Raw genomic sequence first — 2,181 nt, forward strand, 5'->3', positions numbered from 1 at the left:
GGTGAGGTCGACTCGGGGCGCCCTGCTGGTGTTTCCACCAGTGGGTTTCCCCGAGCCGCCTCCCGAACCCGGCGTGCCCGTCTCCGGGCACCGGGCTCTCCACAAGTCCCGTTTCGGGGTGTTCAGTTCCTCATGCCGTAGTGGGCCACGGGGTCGGGATGAGTTTTCCCCGGTATCGGTATCTGGTCGTGCTTACCTTGGCCGGGTTGAACAGTTCCCTTTCCTCCGTGGCAGGCCACCAGCCACCGCCGTAGTAGCGTCGGCGGAGCTGCTTCCATGTGATCCCGGGATGCTTGCGCCGGATCCATCGTGTCACCCTCATCCACGCGTAGTGGCTGAGGTAACAGAAAGCGACGTTCGAGACTCCGGGACGGAAGTACGCGCACCATCCCCGCAACACCGAATTCAGCCGGTGGAGCAGGGAATCCAGCGAAAAGCCGACGTTCTGCCGTCCGGTCAGTTCCTTCACCTTGCCTGTCGCGGAACGCACTGACTTCCGTGCCGGGTAGGTGTAGATGTACTGCCGGTCGGTGCCCAGTTTCCGGTGGCGCTGGATGCGCCATCCGAGGAAATCAAGGCCCTCGTCTACGTGCGTGATCTTTGTCTTCTCCACCGACAGGCGAAGGCCCATCGGCTTCAACACCTCTGCGACCTCGTCGCGTAATTCCTCGGCATGCTCGCGGCGCCCGAAGACAAGCACGAGGAAGTCGTCCGCATACCGGACCAGCCGGTAGTTGGGCAATCCCCGGCGCCGTCTCCTGCGCCGATCCTCGGAGGTGCTATCTGGTCCTCCGAGGGCCTGGGCGATGTGCTCGTCCAGGACCGAGAGCGCGATGTTGGCCAGCAGCGGTGACAGGATCCCGCCCTGCGGGGTCCCGGTGCGTGTGTCCGTGAAGGCTCCGTCCCGGGACAGGATCCCGGACTTCAAGAACGCCTTCACCAAGGACAGCACCCGCTTGTCCCCGATTCGATTCCTCACCCGATTCATAAGAGCCGGGTGCGAGATCTCGTCGAAGCACGCCGTGATGTCGCCCTCCACCACCCACTCGTATCCGTGGCTGGCGAGATAGCGGGTCTCGGCGATCGCATCGTGGGCTCGGCGGTTCGGGCGGAACCCGTAGGAACACGGGAGGAAATCCGCTTCGAACACCGGCTCCAGCACCAGTTTCAAGGACGCCTGGACCACCCGGTCCGCCACAGTCGGAATCCCAAGACGACGAAGCTTGCCGTTCGCCTTGGGAATCATCCGCTCACGGACAGGAACCGGATGGAAGCTGCGGTCTCTGATCTGGGTCCGCAGCTTGTCGAGAAACGCCTCGACCCCCTGCCCGGCTTCGATGGAGCGGGCGGTCTTCCCATCCACTCCGGCCGTGCGGGCACCCTTGTTTCCCCGGACACGGTCCCACGCCACCAACAGGAAGGCGGGATCGGCCACGAGGTTGAACAGGTCGTCGAACCTGCGATGAGAATCATCCGCAGCCCAACGGTGCAGCTTGGTCTGGATCTCCAGTACCCGGCGTTCGGCCTTCATCAAGGCCCATTCCAGCTCGTCGGTATTCACCGGCGAAAACCTCCTGGCATTCCAGCATCCTTACTGCCAACTTGCTGGCCCCCTTCCCCATGTGACCGGCTTTCCCGGCCTCGGAGTACTACGGAGCCTCCGTCCTGCCCGACGGCCATCAGCCGGCGATGGGCCTGCCCTCCACCGGACTGGAGATCCGGCATCGGGCGACCGCGGGCAGTTCCCACGTTCACCACGAAATCGATCGACAGGTGAGGTGCCCAGCTCTACCCCGGCAGCATCGCCACGCTTACGCCGCAGACTTTCGGCGTGGCCTCCCCACCGATGCGTAGAGTCGGCTTCGGAGTCGACCACCGACGAGCACTGGTGGTCGTGCACTGCGTCCGGCCCCGATCCGCCAGGTTCGAGCCGGTGTCGTAATTACGGGGCGTCAGGCACTGATTTCTCGCGTGCACCTTCCTGTCTCGCTAGCCGGACCCGGGTCGTCTGGCAGTACCAACCCGTCCCGACGTTGTCGGGGCTGCTTACCGCTCGACTCGGCATCCCCCGAACCGAACTGCCCCCAGCTTCAACCGGGTTGCCGCGACAACCCGGCGGTGAAGGTCTCTCACCTCACTCGATTCCATGGCGCCTCGTGGCGCACCCACCCGCTACGACAA

At 64.4% G+C, this 2,181-nt stretch carries 1 protein-coding gene; it reads right to left on the reverse strand.

What is annotated here, in order from left to right; genetic code table 11:
- Window positions 1-130: 130 nt before the first annotated feature.
- A complete protein-coding gene (gene ltrA / locus AC07A6_RS41300; protein WP_478780532.1) occupies window positions 131-1,561 on the reverse strand; it encodes a group II intron reverse transcriptase/maturase in 1,431 nt (476 codons plus the stop codon).
- Window positions 1,562-2,181 lie beyond the last annotated feature (620 nt).

The organism is Streptomyces sp. NPDC044002 (assembly GCF_056434525.1).